28 protein-coding genes are annotated in these 22104 nt (G+C 67.0%); 17 read left to right on the forward strand and 11 right to left on the reverse strand.

What is annotated here, in order from left to right; all coding sequences use genetic code 11:
• Positions 1–2: 2 nt before the first annotated feature.
• Positions 3–914, forward strand: coding sequence for a peptidylprolyl isomerase (locus tag E4K09_RS23460; protein WP_134500100.1), 912 nt, complete (start codon positions 3–5; stop codon positions 912–914).
• Positions 915–1099: 185 nt separating this feature from the next.
• On the opposite strand, the gene E4K09_RS23465 is transcribed toward E4K09_RS23460, so the two are convergent.
• The gene (locus E4K09_RS23465; RefSeq protein ID WP_134500101.1) at positions 1100–1312 is read right to left on the reverse strand and encodes a hypothetical protein; all 213 of its coding nucleotides are present in this window, start codon (positions 1310–1312) and stop codon (positions 1100–1102) included.
• A 160-nt stretch (positions 1313–1472) separates the two neighbouring features.
• Here E4K09_RS23465 and argJ point away from each other — a divergent pair, with 160 nt between their 5' ends.
• Positions 1473–2714, forward strand: a complete 1242-nt coding sequence (gene argJ, locus E4K09_RS23470; RefSeq protein ID WP_134500102.1) for a bifunctional glutamate N-acetyltransferase/amino-acid acetyltransferase ArgJ — start codon at positions 1473–1475, stop codon at positions 2712–2714.
• A gap of 9 nt (positions 2715–2723) precedes the next feature.
• Here the strand turns inward: argJ and E4K09_RS23475 are convergent, their stop codons facing one another.
• Positions 2724–2903 (reverse strand): hypothetical protein, encoded by a 180-nt coding sequence (locus E4K09_RS23475; protein ID WP_134500103.1) that lies wholly within the window; start codon positions 2901–2903, stop codon positions 2724–2726.
• Complete coding sequence (locus E4K09_RS23480) at positions 2900–3100, reverse strand: hypothetical protein (RefSeq protein WP_134500104.1); 201 nt, start codon at positions 3098–3100, stop codon at positions 2900–2902. Before E4K09_RS23480 ends, E4K09_RS23475 begins: the two co-directional genes overlap by 4 nt.
• A 105-nt stretch (positions 3101–3205) precedes the next feature.
• Here E4K09_RS23480 and E4K09_RS23485 point away from each other — a divergent pair, with 105 nt between their 5' ends.
• Entirely contained in the window at positions 3206–3625 is a 420-nt protein-coding gene (locus E4K09_RS23485) for a (deoxy)nucleoside triphosphate pyrophosphohydrolase (RefSeq protein WP_134500143.1), read from the forward strand.
• A gap of 8 nt (positions 3626–3633) precedes the next feature.
• Positions 3634–4542 carry a DMT family transporter gene (locus tag E4K09_RS23490; protein WP_166802466.1) on the forward strand — a complete coding sequence of 303 codons (909 nt, stop codon included), beginning with the start codon at positions 3634–3636 and terminating at the stop codon, positions 4540–4542.
• Here E4K09_RS23490 and E4K09_RS23495 read toward each other — a convergent pair.
• The 4 genes from E4K09_RS23495 to E4K09_RS23510 all read right to left on the reverse strand — a co-directional run bounded on the left by E4K09_RS23495 (position 4535) and on the right by E4K09_RS23510 (position 7552).
• The gene (locus E4K09_RS23495) at positions 4535–4969 is read right to left on the reverse strand and encodes an acyl-CoA thioesterase (RefSeq protein ID WP_134500106.1); all 435 of its coding nucleotides are present in this window, start codon (positions 4967–4969) and stop codon (positions 4535–4537) included. The two genes, E4K09_RS23490 and E4K09_RS23495, sit on opposite strands and share 8 nt — an antisense overlap.
• Positions 4970–4977: 8 nt before the next feature.
• Complete coding sequence (locus tag E4K09_RS23500) at positions 4978–6126, reverse strand: iron-containing alcohol dehydrogenase (protein WP_134500107.1); 1149 nt, start codon at positions 6124–6126, stop codon at positions 4978–4980.
• Between the two features lie 98 nt (positions 6127–6224).
• Positions 6225–6590 (reverse strand): DUF427 domain-containing protein, encoded by a 366-nt coding sequence (locus tag E4K09_RS23505; RefSeq protein WP_134500108.1) that lies wholly within the window; start codon positions 6588–6590, stop codon positions 6225–6227.
• Positions 6591–6670: 80 nt separating this feature from the next.
• The gene (locus tag E4K09_RS23510; RefSeq protein ID WP_134500109.1) at positions 6671–7552 is read right to left on the reverse strand and encodes a methyltransferase domain-containing protein; all 882 of its coding nucleotides are present in this window, start codon (positions 7550–7552) and stop codon (positions 6671–6673) included.
• Positions 7553–7788: 236 nt separating this feature from the next.
• On the opposite strand from E4K09_RS23510, the gene E4K09_RS23515 reads away from it, so the two are divergent.
• The 6 genes from E4K09_RS23515 to nhaA all read left to right on the forward strand — a co-directional run bounded on the left by E4K09_RS23515 (position 7789) and on the right by nhaA (position 12132).
• Positions 7789–8544, forward strand: a complete 756-nt coding sequence (locus tag E4K09_RS23515; RefSeq protein ID WP_134500144.1) for a ComF family protein — start codon at positions 7789–7791, stop codon at positions 8542–8544.
• Positions 8545–8592: 48 nt separating this feature from the next.
• A complete protein-coding gene (gene grxC, locus E4K09_RS23520) occupies positions 8593–8850 on the forward strand; it encodes a glutaredoxin 3 (protein WP_134500110.1) in 258 nt (85 codons plus the stop codon).
• A gap of 15 nt (positions 8851–8865) precedes the next feature.
• The gene (locus tag E4K09_RS23525; RefSeq protein WP_134500111.1) at positions 8866–9732 is read left to right on the forward strand and encodes a carbon-nitrogen hydrolase family protein; all 867 of its coding nucleotides are present in this window, start codon (positions 8866–8868) and stop codon (positions 9730–9732) included.
• Positions 9733–9765: 33 nt separating this feature from the next.
• Complete coding sequence (locus E4K09_RS23530; RefSeq protein WP_134500112.1) at positions 9766–10221, forward strand: DUF1178 family protein; 456 nt, start codon at positions 9766–9768, stop codon at positions 10219–10221.
• A gap of 75 nt (positions 10222–10296) precedes the next feature.
• Positions 10297–10815, forward strand: a complete 519-nt coding sequence (locus E4K09_RS23535; RefSeq protein WP_134500113.1) for a metallophosphoesterase family protein — start codon at positions 10297–10299, stop codon at positions 10813–10815.
• 102 nt (positions 10816–10917) lie between these two features.
• On the forward strand, positions 10918–12132 hold the full coding sequence (gene nhaA, locus E4K09_RS23540) for a Na+/H+ antiporter NhaA (RefSeq protein WP_134500114.1): 1215 nt from the start codon (positions 10918–10920) through the stop codon (positions 12130–12132).
• Here nhaA and ubiG read toward each other — a convergent pair.
• Complete coding sequence (ubiG, locus tag E4K09_RS23545) at positions 12105–12848, reverse strand: bifunctional 2-polyprenyl-6-hydroxyphenol methylase/3-demethylubiquinol 3-O-methyltransferase UbiG (protein WP_134500115.1); 744 nt, start codon at positions 12846–12848, stop codon at positions 12105–12107. The two genes, nhaA and ubiG, sit on opposite strands and share 28 nt — an antisense overlap.
• A 128-nt stretch (positions 12849–12976) precedes the next feature.
• Here ubiG and E4K09_RS23550 point away from each other — a divergent pair, with 128 nt between their 5' ends.
• The 6 genes from E4K09_RS23550 to E4K09_RS23575 all read left to right on the forward strand — a co-directional run bounded on the left by E4K09_RS23550 (position 12977) and on the right by E4K09_RS23575 (position 20252).
• Complete coding sequence (locus E4K09_RS23550) at positions 12977–14215, forward strand: aspartate kinase (RefSeq protein WP_134500116.1); 1239 nt, start codon at positions 12977–12979, stop codon at positions 14213–14215.
• Positions 14216–14319: 104 nt separating this feature from the next.
• On the forward strand, positions 14320–16587 hold the full coding sequence (gene ptsP, locus E4K09_RS23555) for a phosphoenolpyruvate--protein phosphotransferase (protein WP_134500117.1): 2268 nt from the start codon (positions 14320–14322) through the stop codon (positions 16585–16587).
• Entirely contained in the window at positions 16587–17675 is a 1089-nt protein-coding gene (prfA, locus tag E4K09_RS23560) for a peptide chain release factor 1 (protein ID WP_134500118.1), read from the forward strand. The genes ptsP and prfA overlap by 1 nt, the downstream gene beginning before the upstream one ends.
• Entirely contained in the window at positions 17672–18085 is a 414-nt protein-coding gene (gene fosX, locus E4K09_RS23565) for a FosX/FosE/FosI family fosfomycin resistance hydrolase (protein WP_134500119.1), read from the forward strand. The genes prfA and fosX overlap by 4 nt, the downstream gene beginning before the upstream one ends.
• The gene (gene prmC, locus E4K09_RS23570; protein WP_134500120.1) at positions 18082–18936 is read left to right on the forward strand and encodes a peptide chain release factor N(5)-glutamine methyltransferase; all 855 of its coding nucleotides are present in this window, start codon (positions 18082–18084) and stop codon (positions 18934–18936) included. The genes fosX and prmC overlap by 4 nt, the downstream gene beginning before the upstream one ends.
• 380 nt (positions 18937–19316) lie before the next feature.
• Complete coding sequence (locus tag E4K09_RS23575; RefSeq protein WP_134500121.1) at positions 19317–20252, forward strand: DUF4167 domain-containing protein; 936 nt, start codon at positions 19317–19319, stop codon at positions 20250–20252.
• A gap of 68 nt (positions 20253–20320) precedes the next feature.
• Here the strand turns inward: E4K09_RS23575 and E4K09_RS23580 are convergent, their stop codons facing one another.
• From E4K09_RS23580 to E4K09_RS23590, 3 genes are all read right to left on the reverse strand, one after another.
• The gene (locus E4K09_RS23580) at positions 20321–21103 is read right to left on the reverse strand and encodes an MOSC domain-containing protein (RefSeq protein ID WP_134500122.1); all 783 of its coding nucleotides are present in this window, start codon (positions 21101–21103) and stop codon (positions 20321–20323) included.
• 88 nt (positions 21104–21191) lie between these two features.
• On the reverse strand, positions 21192–21455 hold the full coding sequence (locus E4K09_RS23585; RefSeq protein WP_134500123.1) for a hypothetical protein: 264 nt from the start codon (positions 21453–21455) through the stop codon (positions 21192–21194).
• A 6-nt stretch (positions 21456–21461) separates the two neighbouring features.
• Positions 21462–21785 carry a hypothetical protein gene (locus E4K09_RS23590; protein ID WP_134500124.1) on the reverse strand — a complete coding sequence of 108 codons (324 nt, stop codon included), beginning with the start codon at positions 21783–21785 and terminating at the stop codon, positions 21462–21464.
• A 190-nt stretch (positions 21786–21975) separates the two neighbouring features.
• Between E4K09_RS23590 and E4K09_RS31160 the strand changes: the two genes are divergently transcribed.
• Positions 21976–22104 (forward strand): Clp protease N-terminal domain-containing protein (locus tag E4K09_RS31160; RefSeq protein ID WP_134500125.1); only part of this gene is annotated, 129 nt, incomplete at its 3' end.

Consider the following 22104-nt stretch of genomic DNA (forward strand, 5'->3'; position numbering starts at 1 on the left):
ACATGTCTGCACTCTCGGTTCGCAAAAGCCTTCTCACTCTTGGCGCCGCCCTGCCCCTGATGGCCGGCGCCGCCCTCGCCCAGACGCCCCCCGCCTCGTCCCCTCCTGCCTCGTCCCCGGCCACCTCCCCGGCCGCCGTGCCGGCCGTGGACCCCTCCAAGGTGGTGGCCCGGGTGAACGGCCTTGAGATTACCGAAGGGGATCTGGCCATCGCCGCCGAGGATCCGGCCCTTCAGATGCCGAACGTGCCCGACGAGCAGAAGCGTGAGCTTCTGACCGGCTACATGATCGATCTGAAGCTCGGCGCCAAGGCCGCCGAGGCCGCCAAGGTCGGCAGCGGCGCGGATTTCGCCCGCAAGCTCGCCTACAACCGGGACAAGACCCTGCTGGACGAGTACCTCGACCAGACCGCCAAGAAGGCCGTGACCCCGGACGCCGCCCGCAAGCTCTACGACGAGACCGTCAAGAGCCTTCCCGCCGAGCAGGAGGTTCGCGCGCGTCACATCCTCGTGGAGAACGAGGATGAGGCCAAGAAAGCCGCCGCGCGCGTGAAAGGCGGCGAGGACTTCGCCAAGGTCGCCGGCGAGCTCTCCAAGGATCCCGGATCCAAGACCGACGGCGGCGATCTCGGCTTCTTCACCAAGGACCGGATGGTCGAGCCTTTCGCCGAGGCCGCCTTCAAGCTGGAGGCCGGCCAGATCTCCGATCCGGTGAAGAGCCAGTTCGGCTGGCACGTGATCAAGGTCGAGGAGAAGCGCGCCAAGCCCGCGCCGAGCTTCGAGGAGACAAAGGATCAGGTCGAGGCCTATCTCGGCCGCAAGGCCCAGCAGGACCTCATCACGAGCCTGCGCAAGGACGCCAAGATCGAGCGCCTGGACGACAAGGGCAACCTCGTCGAGCAGAAGCAGCCGTAATCTGCCGGCTCACCGGTGTGCAAAGGGCGGTCCCTGGAGACCGCCCTTTTTCTTTCGATACCGTTTCCTTCTCGTCGTGGCCGGGCTTGTCCCGGCCATCCACGTCTTCGCAACCGCAGCTGCCAAAGGCGCGGATCCCCGGACCAAGTCCGGGATGGGCTAGGATCGCCAATGAAGTGATGCCGTCACTTGTTCGTCCGTCCCAGGCGGTTCGGATCGACGCCGCCCTCGTCGCTGGTCTGGTTCTCCACGTCGCCCTGGAAGGTCGAGCCGCCATCGAGATCGCGCGGATCCTCACCGGACATGGTGGTGCCTTTGGAGCGTCCGATTCCGGGATCGACGTCGAGGTCGCTGCGCGGCCGCTCCTCGGGCTTGGTCTTCGGGTGCTTACCCGTCATGACAGCCTCCGTTGATACTGACCGGGTCAACGGGGACACAGCGGACGCGTTCCTTGCCGTCGGCACCATCCTTCGTGCAGCTTTGACTTGACAAGGAGCCGTAAAAAACCGCACGTCGCGTTTCCTAACGGTATTCCATCCGCTCATTTTGAGACCCCGCATGTCCCAAACCGTGTCTCCGCTCGCGCCCAAGACAGTTCCCAGCCTTCCCGCCATCGAGGGCATACGGATCGCAACGGCGGAGGCGGGCATCCGGTACAAGAACCGGACGGACGTGCTCTACGTGACCCTGCCCAAGGACACGGCGGTCGCGGGCGTGTTCACCCGCTCCAAGTGCCCCTCGGCTCCGGTGGATTGGTGCCGCAAGAACCTCGCCAAGGGCACGGCGCGGGCGCTCGTGGTCAATTCCGGAAACGCCAATGCCTTCACGGGCAAGAAGGGCGCGGATGCGGTGAAGCTCACCGCCGAGATCGCGGCCGAAGCCGCAGGCTGCCGCGCCTCGCAGGTGTTCGTCGCATCCACGGGCGTGATCGGCGAACCGCTCGACGCCACCAAGTTCCAGGGCGTCCTGGAAGCCTGCGAGAAGAAGGCGAAGCCCACGGCCTGGCTCGAGGCGGCCAAGGCCATCATGACCACGGACACCTTCCCGAAGGTGGCGACCCGCACGGCCACCCTCGGAGGCGTCGAGGTGACGATCAACGGCATCGCCAAGGGAGCCGGCATGATCGCGCCCGACATGGCGACGATGCTCTCCTTCATCTTCACCGATGCGCCCATCGCGGCTCCCGTTCTGCAGGCGCTGCTCAAGAAAGGCGCCGACAAGAGCTTCAACTGCGTGACGGTGGACAGCGACACCTCCACGTCCGACACCCTGCTCTTCTTCGCGACCGGCGCCGCTTCCGGCCGCGGGGCGCCCGCGATTTCGCTTCCGAGCGACCGGCGCCTGAAGGATTTCCGCGCCGCGCTCGAGAGCCTGCTCTGCGACCTCGCCCAGCAGGTCGCCCGCGACGGCGAGGGGGCGCGCAAGTTCGTGACCGTGAAGGTGACCGGCGCCACGGGCACCACGTCGGCCAAGCGCATCGCCATGGCGATCGCCAACTCCCCGCTCGTGAAGACGGCGGTGGCCGGCGAGGACGCCAACTGGGGCCGCGTGGTCATGGCCGTCGGCAAGGCGGGCGAACCGGCCGAGCGCGACAAGCTCGCCATCTGGTTCGGCGACATCCGCGTGGCCGTGAAGGGCGCGCGGGACCCGGAATACAGCGAGGCGAAGACCTCCGCCTACATGAAGGGCGACGAGATCACGATCCGCGTCGACCTCGGCCTCGGCCGCGGCGAGGCGACCGCATGGACCTGCGACCTCACCAAGGCCTACGTGGAAATCAACGGCGACTACCGGAGCTGATGGCCGGATTTAAGAAACAACGGTCACCTTGCGCTTGATCGTCACCCGCATCGGTCCGCCATATTGGTTCATGCCGATCAGAGCGTAAGCGAATTCGTCCGCGCCTTGATAGCCAGCCTTGGCAACATAAACGGCGCGCAGATTTTGCACTCCCGCACGACCGATCCTGGGAGCCTGGACGATCTTCACGTCAGTGATGGTCCAGGGATACCGGTGAGACCAAAGGCGCACCCTGTGCTCGACTTGACGGTGATGGGCGCTTCAAGCTCGACCGTATCACCGGTAAACGTGACGGGTGGCCCGTTGCAGGCGGCCTGGGCGATACCCGGAAGCGCAGAACCCAGCGGAATGGCCACGGTTTGAAGCAAAGACTTGGGTGCGAGCATGAATAGGTCTCCCTTAGGGCAAACCTATATAGCGTTACTAGGTTACCCAGTAAGGAGAGGTGAATTGTTTTATGCGATCGAATCGGCTGAAGGTCCGCCATGTCCATGAACACGCCCCCTCTCAAGCTCACCCTCGTCGTTGCCGTCGCGCTCGTCGATACGGACAACCGCATCCTTCTGGCGCAGCGTCCGGAAGGAAAGCAGCTCGCTGGCCTGTGGGAGTTTCCCGGCGGCAAGGTCGAACCGGGCGAGAGGCCGGAGGAGACGCTGATTCGCGAGCTCGGCGAGGAGCTCGGCATCACCGTGAAGGAGCCCTGCCTCGCGCCTCTGACCTTCGCGAGCCACGCCTATGAGAGCTTCCACCTCCTGATGCCACTCTACATCTGCCGCCGCTGGGAGGGTTTCGTGCAACCCATGGAGAGGCAGGCCCTGGCATGGGTGAAGCCGCAGGATCTGCGCCGCTATCCGATGCCGCCCGCGGACGAGCCGCTGATCCCGTTCCTGCTCGATCTTCTCGGATCGTAAGGTCCTTCATGTCGTCTCAACCCGCAGGATCGGCGCCCGCTCCGACCCCGGCCTTCATCCTGTCCAATCTCCTCGTCTGCTCCTCCCTGTGGGGCAGCGCCTTCCTGTTCGTGAAGCTGAGCGGCAGCCTCAACCCCTTCGTCCTGGCCTCCCTGCGCGGTGTGATCGGGGCGACATCCCTTGCCGCATGGTTCCTAATTCAGGGAAAGCGTATTCTGCCGCAGCGCCACGAATGGCGGGTCTGGGCCTTTCTCGGCACGTTCAACGGCTGGCTGCCGAACGTGCTCGTCGCCTACGCGCTGACCCAGATCGCCACGGCGCCCGCCGCCATGATCCAGGCCTCCTCGCCGCTGATCGTCGCCCTCGTGTCCCACCTGCTCTTCGCCGACGAGCGGCTCACGCCGCAGCGTCTCCTCGGCGTTCTCGTGGGCTTCATCGGCATGGGGGTCCTGATCGGGCCCGCGGCCCTGTCCGACAGCGGAATCAGCCCTTCCGGCATCGTCGCCATGGTGCTGGTCGCCTGCAGCTACGCGGCCGCGAACGTCTATGTGCGCACCGTCAAGGCCATGGACCCGGCGCGCATGGCGCTCGGCCAGCAGATCGGCTCCGGCTCCGCCGCGACCGTGCTGGCGCTCGCCGTCGCGGGCCCGGCGGCCTTCGCGCCCGTTCCCGCGCATCTTGCGCCCCTGCTGGCGCTCGGCGTCATGTCCACGGCCCTGCCGATCCTGCTGTTCATGAACCTGATCCGCCGCACGGGCCCGACCCGGGCTTCGATGGTGGGCTATCTGGCGCCGGTCTGGAGCATCCTGCTCGCGGTGCTGTTCCTGAACGAGAGCGTGGGCCCGCGCGAGATCCTCGGCGGCGCGGTGGTGCTGTCGGGCGTTGCCCTCGTGTCCTTCTCAGGAAAGCTTAGGTGAGGGACTTGAGCGCCTCCCGCGTCCGCGGTGGAATATCGACGGGACGCTGCGTCGCCCGATCCACGTAAACATGGACGAAATGGCCCTGCGCGGCCGCAAGCTCCGCGCCTTCCTTGAAGATGCCGATCCGGTAGCGCACCGACGAGCGGCCGAGATGCGCGACCACGATGCCGGCCTCCAACCGTTCGGGGAAGGCCACGCTCTCGAAATAGGTGCAGCCGGATTCCACCACGAGGCCGATCACCGGACTGTTCGCAAAGTCGAGCAATCCCTCCTCGATCAGCCAGGCGTTCACGGCACTGTCGAAATAGGAATAGTAATGGACGTTGTTCACGTGCCCGTAGGCATCGTTGTCCATCCATCGGGTGGCGACGGGGCGAAAGAGCCTGAAGGCGGAGCGGGTCAACCGCGCGGGACGCTCGGACATGGAGCCGCTCACCAGGCGGCTTCGTAGATCGCGCGCGCGTCGTCCAGCGACACCGGGCGCGGGTTGTTCACGAGCAGGCGCGTCTGCTTCATCGCGTCCTCCGCCAGCAGCGGCAGCGCATCCTGAGGAATTCCCACATCGCGCAGGCGCGGCTGGAGGCCGACCCTCATGCAGAGCGCAGCAAGCGCCTCGACGAAAGCGTCGGCTCCGGCGCGGTCTCCGAGGTCCGGGAAAGCATGGGGGGCGAGTTCCGCATAGGCCGTCCCGCAGGCGCTCGCGTTGAAGCGCAGCACATGCGGCAGCACGAGGGCATTGGAGAGGCCATGCGGCACGGCGAAATGACCGCCGAGGGGATAGGCGAGCGCATGCACGGCGGCCACAGGCGAGTTGGCGAAGGCCTGGCCCGCCAGCAGGGAGCCGAGCAGCATCGCGGCCCTCGCCTCGCCGTCCTGACCGTGATGCACGGCGCGCTCGATGTTGCGCCCGAGCAGACGCATCGCCTCTCTCGCGAGCGCCTTCGAGACCGGATTGTTGTTGGCGCTCGTGGAGGTATAGGCCTCGATGGCGTGGACCATCGCATCGATGCCGGTGGCCGCCGTCACATGGGGCGGCAGGTTCAGGGTGAGGTCCGGATCGAGCAGCGCGATGTCCGGGATGATGAGAGGCGACACCACGCCCTTCTTCTCGTGCGCTCCGGTGGTGACGATGGAGATCGGCGTCACCTCCGATCCGGTGCCCGCCGTGGTGGGAACCGCGAGGAGCGGAAGCCTCGGCCCCTTCGCGAGTCCGACGCCGTAGACGTCGGCGAGACCCTCGTTCCCCGCCACGAGCAGAGCCACGAGCTTCGCCACGTCGATGGACGAGCCGCCGCCGAACCCGATCACCGCGCGCGCCTCGAAGGCGCTTGCCCTCTCGACGGCCGCGAGCACGACCGCCTCGGGCGGATCGGCCACGACCCCGTCGAAGACATGCACCGCGACGCCCGCCTCCGCGAGCGCATGAAGGGCCCTGTCGAGCAGGCCCGCCTTGACCAATCCGGAATCGGTCACGAGCACGATCCGGGGCCCGAGCTGCCGTGCGGCGATCTCCCCGATGCGTGCGACGCTGCCGGAACCGAAGACAAGGGACGGGGCGGTGTTGAACGTGAAGGGCGACATGGGATCATCCGGTTTCCGCGCCAGAGTGGCGCGGGGAAGCGGCGGCGGCAAGCCTTCCGTTCGGCCGCCTACCGGGCGTGAAGCCGCGCTTCTTTCCGTCAGTCCCGGAATTCCTCGATGGCGTCGACCTTCTCAGGGTAGAAGGCCACATGCTCCTTGATGGCGGCGACGGACGGCGGGGGGCTCTCGTAGCTCCAGGCGGCGTTCTCGCGCACGAGCCCGCCCCCGGTCACCGTGAAGTAGGACGCGTCGCCCTTGTAGGGGCAATGGGTCGTGTGATCGGTGGAATCGAGCAGGTCCATATGCACGTCCTGGCGGGGGATGTAGAGCACCGGCGGGAGCGTGGCCTCCTGGAGGGTCAGCGCCTGCGTCGTCTCGGCGACGATGAAGCCGCCGAGCATGACCCGGATGCGGTGCGGGTTGGGCGTGATCGTGATCGGATGATCCGGACCGGGCTCTTTCATGACGCAGGGCTCTCCAGGACTGATGGCTTGAAAACGGGCAGAGCGCCTCCCGGTTGCAGGCCGGAGCCTCGGCCGGGGGCTCAGCCCTTCTCGGGCGGCGAGGGATCCCCCTCCTTCACGCCCAGCGCATCGGCGAGCCGCATCTTGGCGGAGCCCGGCCGCAGCGGCTTCTGCTGGCTCTCGTGCGGCGCCCAGCCAGACAGCCAGACCAGTTCGAAGGTCGCCGGAACACGTCCGTCGGGATCGGCGAAGCGCTCGGCGTAGATCGCGGCCGCGCGCATCAGGGTGGCGCGTTTCAGGGGCGTCCGGCGGCGGTCGCTCAGCGCGTTGGTCAGGCCCATGGCGCGCAGGTCGCGCATGAGCGCGAAGGCATTGGCATAGCGCACGCGGACGATGTCCGTATCGGTGACCGGCAGGGCGAAGCCGGCCCGCTGGAGCAGGCCGCCGATGTCGCGCAGATCCGCGAACGGCGCGACGCGCGGGCTCACGCCGCCTTCCATCTCGGCCTCGGCTTGGGTCAGGGCCTGGCGCAGCTCGGTCAGGGTGGCGCCGCCGAGCAGGGCTCCGACGAACAGGCCGTCGGGCCTGAGGGCCCGCCGGATCTGGATGAGCGCGCCCGGGAGATCGTTGACGCTCTGAAGAGCGAGCAGCGACACCGCCAGATCGAACCGCTCCCCGGAAAACGGCAGCCGCTCCTCGTCGCCCAGCACATGGCCCGGCTCAGGCGTGGGGGACAGGCGCACGACCCTTTCGGCGAGGCCGCCGCGCCGCAGGGCATCGGCTGCGGCGGGGGTCGGCGTCCCGACATCGAGGGCCTGCGAGAAGGAGCGCAGCACGGTGGACAGCCGCTCCTGGAGATCCTCGACGGCGCGGACCAGAAGGAAATCGGCATAGCCGGCCTTCAGCGCGCGCGACAGGCGCCGGCGGACGAGGGAGCGGTCGAAGACGTTGGGTGTGCTCATGAGGCGCTCGATATGGCCCCTCCCCGCCCGAGAACCAAGACATTTCTTGCCGGCCGGCGAAACAGATGCACCGGGCGCGCGCCTCGGCTAAAGCATCGGACGAGAAAAGTGGACTTGCGCTTTTGGGGACCATCCGATGCTTTCTTCAATGAGAGCATCGTCTTAGCGGAAAACCGGATCCACTTTTCCGCACGATGCTCTAAGCTCACCCCATGAGCATGGAGACCCGGTTCCGCATGGCGCTCCTCGAGCCTGCGCTGTCGTTCGGCAGGCGCTTGGCGCAGGCCGCGCTCGGCCTTGTCTACCCGCCCGGCTGCATCGCCTGCCAGGCGGCGACGGGCCAGCCCCATGGGCTGTGCGCCGCCTGCTGGTCCGGCATCCGCTTCATCGAGCGCCCGTTCTGCGAACGGCTTGGCATGCCTTTCCAGATCGATCTCGGGCAGCCCCTGCTTTCGCCGGCCGCCCTTGCCGATCCGCCTGTCTTCGAGCGTGCCCGGGCGGTGGCGGAATACGATGGAACGGCAAGCCTGCTCGTGCACCGCCTCAAGTACAACGACCGGCTGGATCTGGCGCGCGCCTTGGGGAGCATGATGACGAGGGCCGGTGCGGAGCTCCTGAGGGATGCGGACGTGATCGTCCCGGTGCCGCTCCACCGCTGGCGGCTCTGGCGGCGGCGCTTCAACCAGGCCATGGCGCTGGCCCAGGTGGTGGCCCGGGACAGCGGCCTGCCCTGCGACCCCTCGGCTCTCGCCCGCGTCAAGCGCACGCGCCGGCAGGTCGGCCTCACCAAGGCGCAGCGCCGAGAGAACCTGCAGGGCGCGTTCCGCGTGCCGCCGGAGGCCGGGGCCCGACTGAAGGGCAAGCGGGTGCTCCTGGTCGACGACGTGCTCACCACCGGCTCCACCGCGAACGCCGCCGCCCGGGCGCTCCTGCGGGGTGGGGCAGCCCGCGTGGACATTCTCGCCTTCGCGAGAGTTGTCCAGGAGTTGTGATACGAGCCTCGTTGTTCCTATATCTAGGCCTCAAGCACGGAGACATTCATGCCGTCCATCACGATCTACACCAAGGGCTGGTGCCCCTATTGCTCGGCTGCGAAGAGGCTCCTCGACGAGAAGGGCGCAGCCTTCACCGAGATCGACATCGAAAGGACCCCCGAGGCGCGGGCGGAGATGATCCAGAAAGCCGGAGGGCGCGCGACCGTGCCGCAGATCTTCATCGGCGACAGGCATGTGGGCGGCTGCGACGACCTCTATGCCCTCGACGACCGGGGGCAACTCGAGCCCCTCCTCCAGGCCTGAGGGAGAACCGCCCCGATGACCTCAGCCCGCTTCACGGCCGCCTGCATCCAGATGCGCTCCGGCCGCGACGTTCTCACGAACCGCGACGCCGCCGTGGCCCTGGTGCGCGAGGCCGCCGGGAAAGGCGCGCATTTCGCCCAGACGCCGGAAATGACTTCCCTGCTCTGCCGGGATCGGGCGGAACTGTTCGAGAAGATCCGTCCGCAGGCGCAGGACCCGGTGCTCGCGGCCCTTCGCGAGACGGCACGCGAAGAGAGCATCGTGATCCAGATCGGCTCGATCGCCGTGAAGGAGGGCGACAAGGTCGCCAACCGGAGCTTCCTGATCGACCAGGACGGCGAGATCGTAGCAAGCTACGACAAGATCCACCTCTACGACGTGGACCTGCCGAACGGGGAAAGCTGGCGCGAATCGGCCACCTATACGGGGGGCGACACGGCGGTTCTGGCCGAAACGCCCTGGGGCCTTCTCGGCATGACCATCTGCTACGACCTGCGCTTTCCTGCGCTCTACAAGGCGCTTGCCGAGAACGGGGCCTCGTTCCTGTCCGCTCCGGCCGCCTTCACCCGGCAGACGGGCGAAGCCCATTGGCATGTCCTGCACCGGGCGCGCGCGATCGAGACCGGCTCCTTCATGATCTCGGCCGCGCAGGGCGGACTGCATGAGAGCGGCCGCGAGACCTTCGGCCACTCGATCATCGTCGATCCCTGGGGCCGCGTGCTGGCGGAAGCGGGCACGGAGCCCGGGGTGATCCTGGCGGAGATCGATCCGGCCCTGGTGGCCGAAATGCGCGGGCGCATCCCGACTTTGAAGAACGCGCGCGCCTTCAAGGTGGCGGTCGCGCGCAGCCCTGAAACTCTCGGCCGGGCGGCCTCCGCCTGACCTTTCGTTGCGTTTATTGAAACATCCAAGGACATGATCAAGTACGCCCTGGCCTGCGAGCAGGCCCACGAATTCGAGAGCTGGTTCCCGTCGAGCGATGCGTTCGAGACGCAGCGCAAGCGCGGCTTCGTGACCTGTCCCGTCTGCAACTCGCCCGAGGTGGACAAGCAGATCATGGCGCCCTCCGTCGCTCGCACGGACAAGGCCCCCGACAAGGCCCCTTCCATGCAGCCCGAGCCGCAGGCCATGACCGTTCTCTCCGACAAGGAGCGGGAGATCCGCGCGGCCCTGCGCGCCTTGCGCGAGCATGTGATGAAAAACGCCGAGAACGTGGGCAAGGACTTCGTCGAGGAAGCCCGCAAGATGCATTACGGCGAAGCGGAAGAGCGCTCGATCTACGGCGAGGCCGACCTCGAGGAGGCCCGCGCGCTCCTGGAGGAAGGCATCGACGTGCTGCCGATCCCCCATGTGCCGGACGACCGGAACTGACGGCGAGCGGCTCTCGACCTTCCCCTTCCGGCCGCCTGCTCCATCTGGAGTTGAAGCTTAGCAGAGGGGGTCCCGTTGGCGGTTTTCTTCACGAGCGACACGCATTTCGGCGATCCCCGGGTTCTGCGGATCGACAAGCGGCCGTTCAAGACCATTCCCGAGCATGACGAGGCGCTCGTCGCGAACTGGAACGAGGCCGTCTCGCCCGATGACGAGGTCTGGCATCTGGGCGATTTCGCCCTGCATGCGCGCCCGGAGCGGATCGACGAGCTGCTCGCGATGCTCCACGGACGCAAGCACCTGATCGTCGGCAACAACGACGGCGCGGCGACGCTCGCTGCGAAAGCATGGGCCAGCGTGCAGGCCTATGCGGAGCTCAACCTCGATGGCCGCGCGGTGGTGATGTGCCATTATGCCTTCCGCACGTGGAAGAACATGGGCCGTGGCTGGATCGATCTCCACGGGCATTCCCACGGCAAGCTGAAGCCTCAGACCCGGCAATACGACGTGGGAGTCGATGCCTGGGAGTACCGCCCGGTGACCCTCGATACGATCCTGGCCGCCAGGCGCCGTCGAGCGCCTGCGCCAGCCTGAACAGCTAAGTTGCTCCTGGTTTCGTGATGGGACACGCCGTTCTTTAGCCTTCCACGCCGAACCTTTGTCGGTATGACCGGTTTTGCCGAAGGAGGTGGAAGCATGGATCAGCCGGTCAAACACGTAACATCGAAGCGGCGCATCTCCTTGATGCGCAAGTTCTTCGACAGCGAAGCGTCCGGCGGCATGATCCTGATGGCCGTAACGGTGATCGCCCTCGTTCTCGCCAATTCGCCTCTCGCGGATCTCTATTTCGGGGTCCTGAAAACCTATGTTCTCGGCCTCAGCGTGCTGCACTGGATCAACGATGCCCTGATGGCGGTGTTCTTTCTGCTGGTCGGGCTCGAGATCAAGCGCGAGATGCTGGACGGCCAGCTCTCGACCTGGCCCCGCCGCATCCTGCCCGGCATCGCGGCGCTCGGCGGCATGGTCGTGCCGGCCGTCGTCTACCTCGCCATCACCCGCAACGAGCCGCAGCTTCATCACGGCTGGGCCATTCCGGCCGCCACCGACATCGCCTTCGCGCTCGGCGTGCTGGCGGTGCTCGGATCGCGCGTGCCCACGTCGCTCAAGATCTTCCTGACGGCGCTCGCGATCCTGGACGATCTCGGCGCGATCATCATCATCGCGCTGTTCTACACGAGCGACCTCTCGCTCGCGATGCTGGGCGCGGCCGCCCTCTGCCTGATCGTGCTCGTGGCCTTCAACCGCTTCAACGTCACGAGCCTCGCGCCCTATCTGCTCGTCGGCGCGGTGCTGTGGTTCTTCGTGCTGAAGTCGGGCATTCACGCCACGCTCGCGGGCGTCGCCCTGGCGTTGACGGTTCCGCTCCACGCCGCCCCGAAGAAGACGCGCGCGGAGGATGCGCCGCTGCATCGCCTGGAGCACGCGCTCCACGGCCCCGTGGCCTACGGCATCATTCCGATCTTCGGCCTCGCCAATGCGGGTGTTTCGCTGTCGGGTCTCTCGCTCGATGCTCTCATCAGCCCGCTGCCGCTCGGCATCGCCATGGGCCTCTTCATCGGCAAGCAGGTGGGGGTCTACGCCTTTTCCTGGGTGGCGATCCACTTGCGGTTCGCCGACGTGCCCGCGGGAGCCACGCGGCTGCAATGCTACGGCGTGGCGCTCTTGTGCGGCATCGGCTTCACCATGAGCCTGTTCATCGGTGCGTTGGCCTTCCCCGGCCAGCCGGAACTCGCCGACGCCACCAAGATCGGCGTGCTCATGGGCTCGGCTTTGTCGGCGCTGGCGGGCTTCGCGCTTCTGAGCTTCGCGCCGCGCGAAAAGCTTCAGGCGCGCGAGGCCAGGAGCATGTAGTTGACGGAGAGGTCCCGCGAGAGGGACCAGCTGTCCCGCAGGGGACTGTAGCCGACACCGGTCAGGTCGTTCAGGGCAAAGCCCGCCTGCCGGATGGCGTCGGTCAGCTCCTCGGGGGTGACGAACCTCTCCCATTCGTGGGTGCCCTTGGGCAGCCAGCCCAGGATGTATTCCGCCCCCACGATGGCGGACGCGAAGGAGCGCAGCGTCCGGTTGATCGTCGCCATGACGAGGCAGCCGCCCGGCTTCACCGCCTGGGCGCAGGCCCGCACGAAGGCCTGCACATCCGCCACGTGCTCCACCACCTCCATGGCGAGAACGATGTCGAAGGCCTCGCCCCGGCCTACCACCGCCTCGACGGTCTCATTGCGGAAATCCACGGGCACCCCCGCGCGCTCGGCGTGGAGCCGGGCCACCGAGATGTTGGTGGGCGCCGGGTCGAGCCCCGTCACCGTGGCGCCCAGACGCGCGAGAGGCTCCGACAGAACGCCGCCGCCGCAGCCGACATCGAGGATCGTCAGCCCCTCCAGGGAACGGGCCGAGCGCGGATCGCGCCCGAACCGGCGGCAGGCCTCGTCCCGGATATAGGCCAGCCGCACCGGGTTGAACTTGTGCAGAACCTTCATGGGGCCGTTCGGGTCCCACCAGGTGTCGGCGATCCGTTCGAAACGGGCGACCTCGGCCGGGTCGATGGTCGTGGAAGCGCCGTCAGCCATGAGATCGGAATCCTTGGACGAAGAAATGATTTCCGCGCGTTGACAGCACGCGGCCCTGCCGTCATGTATACGCGCCTTTCCGAACTCGCGAAGGGCAAAATTTTCCCTTAACCCACGGCCTTCTTCGCATGCCCCGTCTTGTCATGAAGTTCGGCGGTACATCCGTCGCCAACGTAGAGCGCATCCGCAACGTGGCGCGGCACGTCAAACGCGAGGTCGAGGCCGGCTACGACGTGGCCGTGGTGGTCTCGGCCATGGCCGGCAAGACCAACGAGCTGGTCGGCTGGGTGAAGGAGGCGAATTCCCTCTACGATTCCAAGGAATACGACGTGGTCGTGGCCTCCGGCGAGCAGGTGACGTCGGGCCTCCTCGCCATCGCGCTCCAGGAAATGGGCATCAAGGCGCGCTCCTGGCAGGGCTGGCAGATCCCGATCATGACCTCGGACGCCCACGGTTCGGCGCGAATCGCCGACATCGACGGCTCCGGCATCATCGAGGGCTTCGAGACGAAGAAGGAAGTCGCCGTCGTGTCCGGCTTCCAGGGCGTCCACCAGGAGACCCGGCGTATCACGACCCTGGGCCGTGGCGGATCGGACACCAGCGCCGTGGCGCTGGCCGCCGCCATCGGGGCCGAGCGCTGCGACATCTACACGGACGTGGACGGCGTCTACACCACCGATCCGCGCATCGTGCCCAAGGCGCAGCGCCTGGATAAGGTATCATACGAGGAAATGCTGGAGATGGCATCTCTCGGCGCCAAGGTGCTCCAGGTGCGCTCGGTCGAGCTCGCCATGATGCACCGGGTCCCGACCTATGTGCGCTCCAGCTTCGACGATCCCGCCGACCCCAAGCTCGGCACCCTCATCTGCGACGAGGAAGACATCATGGAACAGCAGGTTGTCACGGGCATCGCCTATTCGCGCGACGAAGCCCAGATTACGTTGCGGAATGTGGCCGACAAGCCGGGCGTCGCCGCCTCGATCTTCGTGCCGCTCGCCGACGCCAACATCAACGTGGACATGATCATCCAGGTGGTCTCGGACGACACCACCACCACGGACATTACCTTCACGGTCCCTTCCGCCGAATACGAGCGGGCCTGCGCGGTGCTCAACGCTCACAAGCACGAGATCGAGTTCCGCGACCTCCAGGGCGCCACCGACGTGGTGAAGGTCTCGGCCATCGGGGTCGGCATGCGCAGCCACGCCGGCGTGGCGGCCAGGGCCTTCAAGGCCTTGGCCGACAAGGGCATCAACATCCGGGCCATCACCACCTCCGAGATCAAGTTCTCGGTTTTGATCGACTCGGCCTATACGGAGCTTGCCGTGCGCACGCTTCACTCGCTATACGGCCTGGACAAGACCTGATCGGCCAGCGGCCCGATTGACGGCCGGTCCGTCGGGCTGCAACACTTGGGCCAACAACCGCCGGTTCGCTTCACCGGCTCCGAAGGACGGGAACCTGACAGCTCATGCCTAGCGCTCCCGGCGGTCCGCGCCTTCTGCTGCGCCGCCTCCGCGAGATTATGGCGGAGCCGGTAGGGGCCCAGGACCGCCTCGACAAGATCGTCATCCAGATCGCCGCCAACATGGTGGCGGAGGTTTGCTCTGTCTATGTGCTGCGCGGCGACGGCGTGCTCGAGCTTTTCGCCACGGAGGGCCTGAACCGGGAAGCCGTCCACCAGACCGTCATGCGCTCGGGCGAAGGCCTCGTCGGCCTCATCGCCGCCACGGCGGAGCCTCTGGCCCTCTCCGACGCCCAGAGCCATCCGGCCTTCTCCTACAAGCCGGAGACGGGTGAGGAGATCTATCACGCCTTCCTGGGCGTTCCGCTGCTGCGGGCCGGCAATACGCTCGGCGTTCTCGTCGTCCAGAACCGAACCTATCGCATCTATACCGAAGAAGAGGTCGAGGCCCTTCAGACCACCGCCATGGTGGTGGCCGAGATGCTGGCGACTGGCGAGCTGCAGGCCCTCGCCCCGGTCGAGACCGGGATCGCCCTGCGCCGTCCCGTCTACCAGAAGGGCGCGGCTCTGGCCGACGGCGTGGGCCTCGGCCATGTGGTGCTCCACGAGCCCCGGGTCGTCGTCAAGAACCTGATCGCCGAGAACGTCGACGCGGAGCTGCGGCGCCTGGAGCAGGCGATCGGCGAGGTGCGCGCCTCCATCGACGAGCTGATCGAACGGGGCGACGTGGCCCATCACGGGGAGCACCGCGAGGTCCTGGAAACCTTCCGCATGTTCGCCCATGACCAGGGCTGGCTGCGCCGCATGCGCGAGGCGGTGTCCTCGGGCCTCACCGCCGAGGCGGCGGTCGAGAGGGTGCAGTCCGACAATCGCGCGCGCATGCTGCGCCAGACGGACCCCTACCTTCGCGAGCGCCTCCACGATCTGGACGATCTCGCCAACCGGCTGCTCTTCCGGCTCGTCGGGCGCAACATGGTGGCCGAGCGCAGCGCGCTTCCCGACAATGCCATCATCGTCGCCCGCTCCATGGGACCGGCGGCGCTCCTCGACTACGACCGCTCGCGCCTGCGCGGCCTCGTGCTCGAGGAAGGCGGCCCCACGAGCCACATCGCCATCGTGGCGCGGGCGCTCGGGATCCCCGCCGTGGGCGAGGTGTCGAACGCCACGTCCCTCACCGAACCGGGCGATGCCATCATCGTGGACGGCGCGGCGGGCGAGGTCCAGATCCGGCCCAGCGCCGACGTGGAAGCGGCCTATGCCGAGAAGGCGCGGCTTCGCGCCAAGCGCCAGGAGCAGTACCAGAAGCTGCGCAACGTGCCCTCGGTCACCAAGGACGGGGTCGAGATCGCCCTGCAGCTCAATGCGGGTCTTCTGGTCGACCTGCCGCATCTCGCCGAGACGGGCGCGGCGGGCGTCGGCCTGTTCCGCACCGAGCTGCAGTTCATGATCGCCGAGAGGATGCCCTCGGCCTCCGACCAGCAGGCCCTCTACAGCGCCGTATTCGCGGAAGCCGGCGACCGCCCGGTCACGTTCCGCACCCTCGATATCGGCGGCGACAAGATCCTGCCCTACATGCAGGCGGTCGAGGAAGAGAACCCGGCCCTGGGCTGGCGCGCGATCCGCATCGGCCTCGACCGGCCGGGCCTGCTGCGAGCCCAGGTTCGCGCCCTCCTGAAGGCCGCCGCCGGGCGCCCCTTGAAGATCATGTTCCCGATGGTGGCGACCTGCGACGAATTCGAGCGCGCACGCGCCATCGTGGAGCGCGAGAAGGGCTATCTCCTGAATCACGGACACCCGCTGCCGTCCGACCTCAAGCTCGGCGTGATGCTGGAGGTGCCGTCCCTCCTCTTCCAGCTCAAGGAAATCTGCGAGCGCGCCGATTTCATCTCCATCGGCTCGAACGACCTGATGCAGTTTCTCTTCGCCATCGACCGCGAGAACCGGCGCGTGGCGGACCGCTTCGACCCGTTGAGCACGCCCATGCTGCGGGCCCTGCGGCTCGTGGCGGAGCAGGCGCGGGCCGCGGGCTGCCTTACGACGCTGTGCGGAGAGATCGGCGGGCGTCCGCTCGAGGCCATGGCGCTTCTGGGCCTCGGCTTCCGCTCGCTGTCCATGTCTCCGGCCTCCATCGGGCCGGTCAAAGCCATGCTCCTCGCCCTCGACGTGGGCGAGCTCGAAGCCTTCATCCGAGAAGAGCTGGAACATGCCGGGAGCGGCGATACGCTGCGCCCCAGGCTTGCCCAGTTCGCGGAAACCCGTGGTATCCCGGTCTGATGTCGATTGCACCTCCCTCCGATCGCCTGAACGCCATCCTGGCCCGCCATGACATCATCACGGCGACGCTCAATGCCGGTCCCGATCCGGAAACCTTCGTGGCGCTGTCGCGCGAGCTCGCCGAGCTCGACGGCGTCGTCGGCGCGATCCGGGCCTATCGCGCCATGGAGGATAACCTCAACGGTCTTCTGACGCTCATCGGCGATCCCTCGACCGATTCCGAGATGCGCAAGCTCGCGGAGGAGGAGCTGCCCCAGGCGCGCGAGGATCTCGAGAAGGCGGCGCAGGACATGCGAATCCTGCTGCTGCCCAAGGACGAGGCGGACGAGAAGAGCGCCATCCTCGAAATCCGCGCCGGCACCGGCGGCGACGAGGCCGCGCTGTTCGCCGGCGATCTGCTGCGCATGTATACACGCTACGCGGACCTGAAAGGCTGGAAGGTCGAGGTCGTCTCCGAGAGCGAGGGCACGGCGGGCGGCTACAAGGAAGTGGTGGCCGAAGTCAAAGGACGCGGCGTGTTCGCGCGCCTGAAATTCGAGAGCGGCGTGCATCGCGTGCAGCGCGTGCCCGACACCGAAACGCAAGGCCGCATCCACACCTCCGCCGCCACGGTCGCCGTGCTGCCCGAAGCGGAGGATGTCGACATCGTCATCAACGACGCGGACCTGAAGATCGAGACCATGCGGGCGCAGGGCGCGGGCGGCCAGCACGTGAACAAGACCGAATCCGCGATCCGGATCACGCATCTCCCGACCGGCACCGTCGTGTTCGTGCAGGACGAGCGCTCGCAGCACAAGAACCGCGCCCGCGCCATGGCGCTCCTGCGCTCGCGCCTCTACGACGCCGAGCGCACGGCGAAGGACGCCGCGCGGGCCGCCGACCGCAAGTCGCAGGTGGGCTCCGGCGACCGCTCCGAGCGCATCCGCACCTACAACTTCCCGCAAGGGCGCGTGACGGATCACCGGATCAACCTTACGCTTTACAAGCTGGAGGAAGTGATGGCCGGCAACGCGCTCGACGAGCTGGTCGACGCGCTGATCACCGAGCATCAGGCCGCCCAGCTCGCCGCCCAGGACCAGGCCGCATGATCGAGGGCCTGAGCCACGTCACGCTCATCACCAGCGATCTCGAGCGGATGAGCGCGATCATGAGCCAGGTTCTCGACGGACGGGAGGTCTACTCCTCGGGCGAGAACACCTTCTCCCTCTCGCGAGAAAAATTCTTCATCGTGGGCGGGCAATGGATCGCCGTCATGGAGGGTGAGAGCCTGCCCTCGCGCAGCTATAACCATATCGCCTTCAAGATCCCGGCTTCGGCCATCGACGCGTATCGCGCGCGGATCGAGAGGCTCGGGCTGGAAATGCGCGAATCGAGGCCGCGCGTCGAGGGCGAGGGCCAGTCCCTCTATTTCTACGACCACGACAACCACCTGTTCGAGCTGCATACCGGCACGCTGGACGAGAGGCTCGAGCGCTATCGCCGGGGTGCCGCGGGTTGACCGCCCTCACCCGCGACCAGGCTCTCAGGGATCTCCGCAGGACGCTCTCCGAGGCGGGCTTCGAAACGGCCGCCCTCGACGCGCGGCTTCTGCTCCTCTCCGTGCTGGGCATCCCGGCGACGGCGCTCATCACCCAGCCCGATGTTCCGCTGTCGGCCGAGGAGGCCGAGCGCCTCGAAGCCGCCGCCCGCCGCCGCCTCGCGCATGAGCCGGTGGCGCGAATCGTCGGCGAGCGGGAGTTCTGGGGTCTGCCTTTCGTCCTCTCGCCCGAGACCCTGGTGCCGCGCCCCGATACGGAGACCGTGGTGGAGACCGTTCTCGGCCTGCTGCCCGACCGGCAGGCTCCCCTCCTGATGGCGGATTTCGGCACCGGATCGGGCTGCCTTCTGGTGGCGCTCCTCCACGAACTGCCCCAGGCCCAGGGCCTGGGCACGGATCTGTCGCTCGGCGCTCTGCGGACCGCCCGCAGGAACGCCTGGGCGAACGGAGTGGGCGAACGGAGCCGTTTCGCCCTCTCCTGCTGGGCGGACGCGGTTACGGGCCGATTCGACCTGATCGTCTCCAACCCGCCCTACATTGCCTCCGCGGTCGTCCCGACCCTGGACCGGGAGGTCCGCGACCACGATCCGCTTCTTGCCCTCGATGGCGGCCCGGATGGCCTGGAGCCCTATCGGATCCTCCTGGGGGCGGCGAAGCGCCTCCTGATCCCCGGCGGGCTCCTGGCGGTCGAGATCGGTTATGACCAGGCCGAAGATTTACGCGGCCTGGCTGCCGCTCATGGTCTTGAAATCCTGCGGATCGCACACGATCTCTCTGACAACCCCCGATGCGTCGCCATGAGGCGTGCGTGACCGTGCAGGGTGAGGCATTCTTGCCTCAGGATGGGGTTAAAGCTTAAAAATGGCTTGTTGGACCGGGAGGAACCCGCTAGATTCGATCCTAGAGATCGTCCTCGGTCGCAACAAAACGGCAGCCCCCGAAGGGATAGGCCGGAAGACCAAACGATATCCACCGCGCAGGCAGGGGCTTTTTGAACAGCCGGGCGCGGTCATCTGAACCCGATACTGAAGGATGGTCGGACGCCGGTCGGCTCTGGCTGAACAACAGACGGTTTGCCACGCGAACGGTGGGCGTTGAGCCCGTTCGGTGAACATTGGCTTGCAATATCGCGTGGGCTTAAGAACCAGCGAGGCTCGTAGAGCATAAAATGAGACCAGGACAGAACAGGCGTATGCGCGGTCGCAACCGCAACAATGGCAACAAGGGTCCCAATCCCCTGACCAAGAGCTACGAGTCGAACGGCCCGGACGTGAAGATCCGCGGCACGGCTCAGCATATCGCCGAGAAATACAGCCAGCTTGCCCGTGACGCGCAGGCCAGCGGCGATCCGGTGGCGGCGGAGAACTATTTCCAGCATGCGGAACACTATTACCGCATCATCGCGGCCGCCCAGGAGCAGCTGCGCGAGCAGTATGGCTACCAGCAGCGTTTCGACGAGGACGGTGACGAGGACGGCTTCGCGCCGGGCGAGCGCCCGAGCTTCGAGCGCGCCGGCAACGGCGACGACGCGGATTTCGGCTCCCAGCCGCAGCCTTATGAGACGCGCGGCGAGAGTGAACGCCCGGCCCGCTTCGACCGGGGAGATCGCCAGGAGCGCAACGAGCGCCAAGATCGTCCCGAGCGCGGCGATCGTCCCGAGCGCGGCGATCGCCCCGAGCGCGGCGATCGCCCGGAGCGTGGTGACCGCCCGGACCGTCGTGAGCGCTTCCAGCGCGACCGGGGCCCGCGCCAGGATTTCCAGCGGGACGACCAGCCGTCGAACGGCGAGGGCGAGCGCCCGGCCCGTTTCGAGCGCCCTGAGCGCCAGGATCGTCCCGAGCGTGGCGAGCGCCGCGAGCGCTTCCAGCGGGATCGCCGGCGCGAGGAGGCCGATGCCTCCGACACGGGCGCCCTGCCAGCCTTCCTGACCAATCCGGTGCGTGCCGCGCCTGCTCCCGTCGAGGATCAGGCTCCGGTCGCTCCGACTCTGGATTTTGGCGGCGAGCAGCCCCTGGAGGAGCGTCCGCGCGCCCGCCGCCCCCGCCGCACCCGTCGGGACGTGGTGGAGAACGCAGGCGAGGAGGCCGCGAGCTTCAAGCCCGATGTGGAGACGCCGGCCGCCGAATAACGGCCGAAAACCCAAAACGAGAATGAGGAAGGGAGAGCATCGCTCTCCCTTTTTCGTTGCGTCGTCCCTTACAGAGCCAGTGTCGCCTGTTCGGTCTCCAGAGCGTCGCCGGCCGCAAGGCTCCCCCCGCTGACGACCTCGGCATAGATGCCGCAGTCGAAATGCCCATAGGCCTGCATGAGGCTCTTCGGGATCTGGAGATCGCGGATGCCGGTGAGAGGATCCACGTTGGTGGCGGCGCAGCGTTCGATCCGCTTCGTCACTTTCAGGCGCACGCCGGAGGGCGCCGTCAGCACCTGTCCCACGAGGTCGAACTCGGCCCAGGGCTCGAGGCCGTCGATGTGGATGTTGCCGCGGAAGCGCAAGGGATCGACGGCTGAGCCCACCACGGCCTCGAGCTGGCGCACGCTGGCGAGATTGATGAGGGAGACGTAGCCGCGCCGGGAATCCGTGAAGCGGAAGCCCTCGGGGGCCGTGAGAACCTTCGGCGGCCCGCGCAGCTCCTTCGGCAGATAGCGGCGGAAGAAGGCCTCGATGGCGAGCCGCCCCTCCGGTGTCGAGAGATCCCCCCGGGCCACCTCGCGCCCGCCCTCCTCGATGAAGAGCGTCGTGATGCTGTCGAGATAGCGCGTCTTCAGCCGGGCCAGGCTCTCGTTGCGCATCAGCATGAGGAACTTGATCTTCGGCTGATGCTGCGGGTTGCCCGGGTCGAACCCGGCGGGGCCGTTCTCGACGGCGAAAAGCCGGTCGCCGGGGAAGTAGCCGCCCTTGGCGAGGGTGGCGATGTCCAAGGTCTCGGGCGACAGGCCCTTGACGGGGTAGCGTTGGAGGGAGGCGATGCGAATGCTCATGCTCTGAAGCGTTAAGGCATGCTTCCGGCAGAGAAAAGCCCTGCCGGTCACCGGCAGGGCTCCCTCACAAACGATGTGCGGCGCTCTTTTAAGAGGCGTCCCCCGAACGGGCGACTTTCGTGCGCTTGAGCTCGGGCTCGAAATAGCCCTCGCGGGCCGGGATATGATCCTCGTTCGTGGTCTTGGGGGTCATGCCCTCGTGGGCGGTCCGGTGCTCGGGAATGTTAGCCCCGACGCCGTTCTCCTGCTTCATGCGGAGCGCCTTCTCGGCATTGGCCATCAGCTCCTGGCGGGCCTGCTCGGCCTTGCGCTTCTTCGGGCTGAAACGGGCAAGTAGATCGGAAAATCCCATGATAAATCACTCCTTTGCGCGCGAGAGCACGCCATCGCTCCGGTCGCTGCGATGGGTGGGCGGGGTTTCAACGTTCTGACGGTTCTCGGGGATATCCCGGGAGGTCTTCATGGTGCCGGTGGAATCGCCGATATCCTGGCCGGCATCGGTAGCCTTGGCGCCCTCTCCGTTGCGGAGCACCCGCCCGTTCTCACTGGTGTCGCCGAAGGTCTGGGGGGTCACGGAGGGTTGCTCCTCCAAGGGGCTCTCCGGCACGGCGAGCCCCATCTCGGCGTTGCGCGCCAGGTCGGCGCGGGCCTTCTCGGCGTCTGAGCGCGGATCGCGCGTCATGGAAGCCTCCTCGAATCCATCGAAATCGCTGCGGGGTCAATGCAAGGGCGTCACGGGGGTTCCCCTCTTGTTGTTCCCGATCAATGCCACCACCTTAAGCGCAAGCGGATGCTTCACGTTGGAAGGTCCGACATCGCAGGGCTTGCCTGTGCCTCCGAAGAGGGCGGGCGAGCCTGAGGAGGGATGAGAGATGAATTTCGAAAAGTACACCGAGCGCGCCCGGGGTTTCGTCCAGGCCGCGCAAAATCTGGCCATGCGGGAAGGACACCCGCAGCTCTCCCCCGGCCATGTCCTCAAGGTTCTGCTGGATGATCCTGAA

This window comes from Microvirga pakistanensis, from assembly GCF_004458765.1.
Lineage (GTDB): Bacteria > Pseudomonadota > Alphaproteobacteria > Rhizobiales > Beijerinckiaceae > Microvirga > Microvirga pakistanensis.